7 protein-coding genes are annotated in these 7955 nt (G+C 72.6%); 3 read left to right on the top strand and 4 right to left on the bottom strand.

The genetic code is table 11. The annotated features are described in order from the left end of the window. Nucleotides 1-101 precede the first annotated feature (101 nt). Nucleotides 102-758, bottom strand: coding sequence for a maleylpyruvate isomerase N-terminal domain-containing protein (locus ACFXB5_RS14405; RefSeq protein ID WP_385206915.1), 657 nt, complete (start codon nucleotides 756-758; stop codon nucleotides 102-104). A gap of 121 nt (nucleotides 759-879) precedes the next feature. After that, nucleotides 880-1344, bottom strand: a complete 465-nt coding sequence (locus tag ACFXB5_RS14410) for an Rrf2 family transcriptional regulator (RefSeq protein WP_191065045.1) — start codon at nucleotides 1342-1344, stop codon at nucleotides 880-882. Between the two features lie 215 nt (nucleotides 1345-1559). Between ACFXB5_RS14410 and ACFXB5_RS14415 the strand changes: the two genes are divergently transcribed. Both ACFXB5_RS14415 and ACFXB5_RS14420 read left to right on the top strand, forming a co-directional pair. Next, nucleotides 1560-4319 carry an FAD/NAD(P)-binding protein gene (locus ACFXB5_RS14415; protein ID WP_385206918.1) on the top strand — a complete coding sequence of 920 codons (2760 nt, stop codon included), beginning with the start codon at nucleotides 1560-1562 and terminating at the stop codon, nucleotides 4317-4319. Between the two features lie 271 nt (nucleotides 4320-4590). Beyond that, entirely contained in the window at nucleotides 4591-5109 is a 519-nt protein-coding gene (locus ACFXB5_RS14420) for a lytic polysaccharide monooxygenase auxiliary activity family 9 protein (protein WP_385206921.1), read from the top strand. Nucleotides 5110-5228: 119 nt separating this feature from the next. Here the strand turns inward: ACFXB5_RS14420 and ACFXB5_RS14425 are convergent, their stop codons facing one another. After that, a complete protein-coding gene (locus ACFXB5_RS14425) occupies nucleotides 5229-6452 on the bottom strand; it encodes a DUF418 domain-containing protein (protein ID WP_385206923.1) in 1224 nt (407 codons plus the stop codon). 164 nt (nucleotides 6453-6616) lie between these two features. On the opposite strand from ACFXB5_RS14425, the gene ACFXB5_RS14430 reads away from it, so the two are divergent. Next, on the top strand, nucleotides 6617-7414 hold the full coding sequence (locus tag ACFXB5_RS14430; RefSeq protein WP_385206925.1) for a TetR/AcrR family transcriptional regulator: 798 nt from the start codon (nucleotides 6617-6619) through the stop codon (nucleotides 7412-7414). 34 nt (nucleotides 7415-7448) lie between these two features. Here the strand turns inward: ACFXB5_RS14430 and ACFXB5_RS14435 are convergent, their stop codons facing one another. Next, the gene (locus ACFXB5_RS14435) at nucleotides 7449-7913 is read right to left on the bottom strand and encodes an ATP-binding protein (protein ID WP_385206928.1); all 465 of its coding nucleotides are present in this window, start codon (nucleotides 7911-7913) and stop codon (nucleotides 7449-7451) included. Between the last annotated feature and the right edge of the window lie 42 nt (nucleotides 7914-7955).

Here is a 7955-nt window from a genome sequence, read left to right on the forward strand (position 1 = left end):
CCACTTGTGGGCCGCCTACCCCCATCCGGGCAACGCGGCGGCCGGGGGCACCCCCTGCCCCCAGCGCGGGGCCCCGCGCCCTCCGGCGGGTGGGCGCGGGGCTATCCGAGGACGAGCGGGAGCTTCGTGGCCAGTTCGCCCAGGTCGGCCTGTTCCCCGGCGGTCGGGGCCCGTCGCCCGGTGCCGACCAGCAGCGTGTCCTTGTCGGACCACGACGCGGGGAACGCCGCCCCGGCGATCCTCTCCAGCATCTCGCGCGCCCCGGCGAGGCTCTCGGCGGGAGGGTCCGCCGCGCCCGGGCGGTGGGCGATCAGGTCGAGATGGTGCAGGGTCCACTCCATGACGTACGCGGAGAGGTAGTCGCCCGCGGTGAGCACCACATCGCGGGTGCTGACCCGCAGGGCCGGGTCGGCGAGCTCGGCCGCGCGCCCGGCGGCGGAGCCCAAGTCGTCGAGGTGGAACTTCAGCAGCCACGGGTCCTCGTACGCGGCGGCCAGCCGGACGATCAGCGCGTCGAGCGGGTCGTCGCCGGTCGGTGGCGTATCGGCCACCTCCCAGTAGGTCACCGCGTCGCGCGTCGGTTCCGCGTCGGTGGGGGTCACCAGGGTGATCAGGACGTCCTGGGCGTCGATGACCAGGTGGCACACCAGATCCCGGACGAGCCAGCCGGCACAGCCGGAGGGCCGTGCGAAGTCCTCGTCCGGGAGCTCGGCTACCGCCGTGCGCAACGCTGTCCACGAGCGTGAGAAGAGATCCACAGCCGCAAGCTAGCAGGGCGCGGCCCGCCGGGCGACCGATTTCTTCCCCGCCGCGCCAACGCCCAACTCGGGCCCGGGAGCGGTGGATTGGTGCGGCGCCGACGCTGTCGGCCCCGGCCCGTCAGGTGTCGTAGTGGCGGACGTCGTCGAGGTATTCGCGCGCCCGCTCCTGGACCAGCGGGGGCAGTTTCCCGGCGGCCAGATCCGCGAAGGTGGTCTTCTCCAGCACCTGCCGCAGACTCGCCCGCACCGCGCGCCACACATCGGGCAGCACCGCCGCCGCTCCGGGGTACTCCAGACCACTGAGGCCCACGTCCCGTACGTTGGCCAGCGGGCCGTCGATGGCGCGGATCGCGTCGGCGAGGGTGATCTCCTTCGCCGGGCGGGCCAGCAGATATCCGCCTTCCGGGCCCCGCACACTGCGCACCAGATGGGCCAGGCGCAGCTCGCGCAGGATGCCGAAGAGGAAACGCAGGGGAATGTCCTGCCGGGTCGCCACCTGCTCGGCGGTCAGGGGTGAGCCCTCCGCGGCCGCCAGTTCGGCCATCGCCCGGACGGCGTAGTCCGACTTGGCTGTGATCCGCACCAGGGAAAGTTATCACGCACGTCCGTTTCATGGGGCCGGGCCCCATACCACCGGCTTGGGCATCCACCCTGGTGGCGGTCAAGGTCGCGGCGTTGTTCCGCCATGAGTTCACCAAGTTCATTGAATTGGTGAACTTAGATGGCTACGGTACCGGTTGCGTGAGCGGGGCATCGGTTCTGCTCCGCCGCCGGTTCCGGGTAAGCAGGAGGTATCACATGGCATCGCCAGAGCCGTGTAGCACGTCAGAGCCGTGTACGAGGACCGTCGCCGTCGTGGGGGCGGGGGCCGCCGGCGCGCTGGTGGCGATCCAGCTCTGCGAGACGGCGGCACGCCGCCGTGTCCCGTTCGAACTCCTGCTGATCGACCCGGCCCCGGAGGCCGGCCGCGGCGTCGCCTACTCCACCCTCGACCCGCGCCATCGCCTCAATGTCCCGGCGGGCAGGATGAGCTGCTACCCCGACGATCCCGGACACTTCGTGCGGTGGCTGTGCCACCACGGCGAACCGGGCGTGCGGAGTGGCGACTTCGCGGAGCGCTACCGCTACGGCGCCTACCTCGCCGACACCCTCGGCCGAGCCATCATGGCCGCCCAGGGCGTCGTCACCGTCCGCCGACTGCGCACCCGGGCCACCGGCTGCCACTGGACCACTCTCCCCGGCGGGGACCCGCGGGCCCGGCTGGAGCTCGCCGACGGCCGTACCGTCCAGGCGCGGTGCGTGGTGCTGGCCACCGGGCCGTCCCGCGCCACCTCCGCCTGGGCCCCCGAGGACCTGCGTGGCAACGACCGCTTCATCGCCGACCCCTGGGCGCCGGGCGCCCTGGACGCCGCCCTCCAGGACGGGCAGAAGGAGGATGTACTCCTCGTCGGCACCGGGCTGACCGCGGTGGACATCGCCATGACGCTCGACCGCCCCGGCCGCACGGTGCACAGCGCCTCCCGTGGCGGAAGGCTGCCGCAGGCGCATGCGGTGGATCCGCTGCCCGCCGCCACGTGTGCGACCCCACTGCACGGCCTTTCCCTGGCCGCGCTGCGGGCCGCGGTACGTCGGCACATCGGCCGCGTCATGCGCACCCACGGCGACTGGCGGCCCGCGGTGGACGGGCTGCGCCCGGTCACGGCCGAGATCTGGGCGTCGATGTCCATCGCGGAGCGAGCCGAGTTCGTGGCACGGGACGGCTCGTTGTGGAACACCCACCGCCACCGCATGCCCCCGGCCACCGCCGAGGCGGTCGGGCGCATGCGCCGCACCCGGCGGATGCGGACGTACCAGGGGCGGCTCGCCTCCGTCTCGGCCCGGCCCGACGGCTCCCTGACGGTCTCCCTCACCACCCCCGACGGCCCTCGCACGCTGCCCGTCGGCTGGGTGGTGGACTGTACCGGGCCGGGCCTGCGGCTCTCCGACACGGCCGACCCGCTGTGGCGGAGCCTGCTCGACCAGGGCGCCGCGACGCCCGGCCCGCTCAGCATGGGCGTCGCCACCGACCACGGACGGCTGCGCGGTGCCGATGGCGGCACCACACGCCCCCTGTGGACCCTCGGCGCGCCCCGCCGTGGCGAGTTGTGGGAAACCACCGCCATCCCGGAGATCCGGGTACAGGCCGCCACCGTCGCCGAGGCCGTCCTCGACCCGTGGACGGCCCCCGCACTCCCCGCCACCGGCGGCCCCGCCCGGCGCCGGACACGACGGCCCGTGGACACCTCGGGTTTCTCCCTCAGCACCCACGCGGCCGCCGCCACCGCCTACCGCCTCGGCGTGGACCGGCTGCTGAAGGTCCGGACCGGGGCCGCACAGGCGCTCCGCCGCTCCGTGGCGCTCGACCCCGGATTCGCCCTCGGCCACGCCGCGCTCGCGCTCATCGGCCATGAGTGCGGGGCCGACGTGGACGTCTCCCGCGCCCTGGCCGACGCCCGGCGTGCGGTGCGCGAGCGCGCCGATGACTATGAGCGCTCCTTGGTGGACGTCGTCTCCCGCCGCGTCCTGCACCCGCCCGCGGACGGCGACGCCGCCCTCCTGCGCCACCTGGAGGACTACCCGGGTGACGCACTGGCGCTCGCCGTCGCCGTGCCCACCATCGCCTTCTCCGGTCTGCGCGATCTCGACGGCAGCACCGCGCTCCGCGTGGTCGAGCGCACCGCCCCGGCACACGGCGAAGGCTGGTTCCACACCTCTCTGCTCGCCTTCCTGCGCCAGGAGCAGGGGCGTTACGACGAGGCCGGAGTCCTGGCCGAGCGGGCCCTGGCCGCCGAACCCGCCTCCGGCCACGCCATGCACGCCCTCGCCCATGTGCACTACGAGTCCGGCGACCACCAGGCGGGCCGTGAGCGACTTCAGCGTTGGCTGGCCCACCAGGGCCGCGGCGGAACCCACCGCGCCCACTTCTCCTGGCACGCCGCCCTGCACGAACTCGCCCTCGAGGACACGGCCGCGCTGCGCCGCCGGTGGGCGGAGCAGTTGTCGCCGGGGAAGGTGTACGGGGTCCGCGCCCTGGTCGACTCCGGGTCCCTGCTGTGGCGCGCCCGGCTGGCGGGCGCGTGGCAGGGCCCGTTCCCGATCGGCGATGTCCTCGACACGGCGCCCGCCGACGTCCTGGAGCGTCCGGCCACCGCGTTCGTCGCCCTGCACTCCGCCGTCGCCCTCACCGCCGCGGACGACCTGCCGGGGCTGCGCCGGCTGCGGGTCCACGCCCTGCGCGCCGACGAGGTGCAGCGACGGGTCATCGCCCCGCTGTGCGCGGCGTTCGAGGACCTCCTGGAAGAGCGCTGGACGGACGCGGCACGCGGATTGGAGCGCCTCCTGCCACGGCTTCCCGGGGTGGGCGGCAGCGCCGCGCAGCGTGAGGTCGTGGAGGAGACCCTGCTGTACGCGCTGGTGTCCGCGGGCCGGTGCGAGGCTGCCCGGGATCGCCTGGAGGAGCGGCTGGACCGCCGTTCGTCTCCCCATGACCGGCGACGGCTGGCGGCCCTCTCCTCCTGACCGTCCGCCACCGGCTGTCGCGTGCCCCGGCCCGGGGACCGGGCCGGGGCGGTGACATGTGTGGGGATGGCAGTGGACCAGACCACTTCCGTCACATGTCTTGACCGTGAACGGACAGAGGGTATGGTCTAGACCTAGTGCGGCGCTGAGTCACGGCCGCCCCTTGCGGCCCATGAAGCGTTCCGTGCAGCCACCCCCCACATCCCCCCACATCCTCACCTTCGGCAAGGACTTCCCGTCTGGCGTGGGGCCTCGCCGTGAAGGAGTTGGCATGAACATGAAACGAAAGTTGGCGGTTGTCGTCGGCGCGGGGATAGCGCCCCTGATCGCTCTGAGCCTCCCCGCGAGCGAGGCCAGCGCGCACGGCTACATCTCCACCCCGCCGAGCCGCCAGGCCCAGTGTGCGGCCGGGACCGTGCCCTGTGGCGACATCAAGTACGAGCCGCAGAGCGTCGAAGGCCCCAAGGGGCTGACGAGCTGCAGCGGTGGCAATGGGAAGTTCTCCGAACTCGACGACGACAGCAAGGGCTGGGCGGTCACGCCCATCCCGTCCAAGGCCGACTTCACCTGGAAACTGACGGCACGTCACTCGACCAACACCTGGCAGTACTTCGTCGGTGGCCAGAAGGTCGCGGAGGTCGACGACGGCGGTGCGCAGCCGGGCGAGACCGTCACCCATCAGGTGGACTTCGGCGGCCTGAAGGGCAAGCAGAAGGTCCTCGCGGTCTGGAACATCGCGGACACCGCCAACGCCTTCTACGCCTGCATCGATGTGAACATCGGCGGCTGAACGCGAGCGGGTGAACGCAGGTGGTCTGAACATCGGCGGTTGAACACCGAAGGCCGGTCGCCTCTGGGGCGGTCGGCCTTCGGCGTCGCCGTGTGCACGGTGCGCATGGCGCCGCCCGGCTATCGGGGGCCGTACGTAAGCCTCCGCAGCAGCTTCTCGGCGGGCCCCGGAAGCGACCTGCGCTGCAGGAGATGGGCCCCGGCCACCGTGGCGAGCCAGACCAGGACGGCGCTCAGGCACGCGGTGAGCGTCGGGCTGCCGGTCCGCTCTCCGAGCGCGAGCGCGTAGGGGGAGAGCAGCACCACCCACGCGAGGGACTGGAACAGATAGCCGCTCAGCGACCGCTGGCCGAGCGCCGCCAGCGCCTCCACGGGGAGCTTCCGCCGCGAGGCGGAGCGGGCCTTCGACAGGCGCAGGGCGAGGAGCCCGAAGAGCGCCACATATCCCGGACCGCCGAACTGGCCGCTCACTTCGTACAGGCTCACGAACGCGTCCGCGGTGGCGTCGTCGACATGCACGAATCCGCCGCTGACCAAGCCGATCGGGACCCCGCCCGCGAAGGCTACGCCGAGTGCGACCACGGCGGTGCGGACCAGCAGTCGCCGGTGGCGGGCCGGGTCCTCCAGGACGCCACGCCGCGCGGCCCACGCGCCCAGCCAGACGATCGCGATGAACCCCAGCACGGTCAGGGTGTGGATCGGCCACTCGCGGAGCCGGTCGGCCACGGACGTGAGGTAGTCGGGGGCCGAGAGTGAATCGACATCGTCCGTCGGCACGGCGGCGGACCCCGGGCCGCTGTGCGTGGCGCGGTACACGGCCACGGCCGCCAGGGCGGCGGCGTACACCGCCGTGCAGCCCCACAGCCACAGCACGACGCGCTGCACTCGTTCGCCGCGGCGCAGGAGCAGCAGGGTGAAGACGATGCCGACGATGCCGTAAGCCCCCAGGAAGTCACCGAAGTTGAGCAGTGCGGCATGGACGAGGCCGAAGGCGATGAGCCATGCGTTGCGCTTCAGCAGCACCGAGCGGGCCGCGCCGGGCCCGGATCCCTCCGCGTCCTGTCGGCGGGTGAGCTGCACCAGCCCGTAGCCGAACATCACGGCGAACATCGGATAGGCGCGGGCGTGCACGAAGACGAACATGACGAGGTTGAACGGGCGTTCCCAGCCGTGTGGCGACGCCTCGGCGCCCGGCTGGTTGCCGAAGGTGGCCACCGCGGCGTTCGCGAGCGCGATGAACAGCAGCATGGTGCCCCGCGCCAGATCGGGGGCCAGGGCCCGTTCGGTCCGGCGGACAGGGCCCCGTGCGGGGCCCGGGGTATGGGACTGCGTTATGGCTGTCACCTGGATCTCTCTCCGTCCTGACATGAGGGCCCAACGGGCAAGGGGCATGGGCGCGCCCTCGGCACCCGAGCTTAGTATAAGCAATAATCTATATGCTAGATACTAAGTAGCGATAGGCCATGATGTACCTGGTGAGCAACCGAGGTACGAGAAGGAGAAGCGCCATGTCGGCCGAGCAGGAGGAGGCGCCCGCCGAGCTGGCCCGCCTGTGGAGGCTCCCGGTCCCGGCCTCGGGCCTCGGCCGGCCCGCCGCGCTCGACACCGAGCGCGTGGTGCGGACGGGAGTGGAACTGGCGGACCGCGACGGTCTGGCGGGCGCGACGCTGCCGAAGATCGCGAAGGAGCTGGGCGTCACCCCGATGTCCCTCTACCGCCATGTGGGATCCAAGGACGAGCTCCTCGTCCTCATGCGGGACCTGGCGCTCGGCTCTCCGCCCGAGGTCGAGACCGCGCCGGACCGGTGGCGCGAGGGGCTACGGCAGTGGACCGTCGCTCAGCGGCTGGTCCACCACGACCGGCCCTGGCTCCCCCGCCTCCCCATCGCGGGGCCGCCGATGGGGCCTCATGAGATCGCCTGGATGGAAGCGGGCCTGAGCGCGCTGAGCGGCACGGAGCTGGACTGGGCCGCGAAGGTCGGCAGTCTGACATTGCTCAGCGGCTATGTGCGCCACGCCTCCCTGCTGTCCCAGGAACACGCGCAGGGCAGGAGCGAAACGGGGCTGAGTCAGGAGGAGACCGAGCGGGCCTACGGCAGGACCCTGGCGCGGCTCATCACCCCGGACCGCTTTCCGCAGGTGGCGCTGCTGTTCTCGTCGGGCCTGTTCGAGGCGGCGCCCGACGGGGCGTACGACGATCCGGCGACCGACCATGACTTCGTCTTCGGCCTCGAACGCGTCCTGGACGGGATCGCCGTGGCCGTCGACCGCGCGCGGGCGGGGACGGGCTGGAACGGCACGGGGTAGGGGGCGATGACGTCACGCGGGGGCACGGAGCAGGTCAACCCGGTGTCGGGGCGGCGGTGGTACGCCTCGACACCCGTCCTCTTCGGGCGATGATCGCGCTCACGGTCTTGCCCCCCGGCTCCTCGCTGACGGTCGTGGCCGTGGCCATGCCGCTGATCATCGGCCAGCCGAACCCGCCGCGCTCGCCGCGGACGTCCGGAGTGCGCCGGTGCGGTGGTACGCGGCTGGCATCGCTGACAGCGATGGTGATGGCCTCGGGGTCGGCCGACACGCGCAGCGAGCAGAACCGGCCGCCCGAGTGCCGTACGGCATTGGTGACCAGCTCCGAGACGACCAGCATCACCGCGTCGGCGGCGCCCTGATCGGGCGCCGGACGCAGGCCTTCCAGAAAGGTGCTGGTGAGATGTCGTGCGTGCGCGGCGGCTTCGGGGCGGCATTCCAGGGTCTCCCGCACCGCGGACGGCGTAGTGGCCGTCCGCTGGGCCGGGGGGGGGTGCATGTCGCTCCCCGCGTTTCATCGGGGGGGTAAGCCGCGGCGGAC

The sequence above is a fragment of the Streptomyces sp. NPDC059455 genome, from assembly GCF_042750115.1.
Classification (GTDB): domain Bacteria; phylum Actinomycetota; class Actinomycetes; order Streptomycetales; family Streptomycetaceae; genus Streptomyces; species Streptomyces endocoffeicus.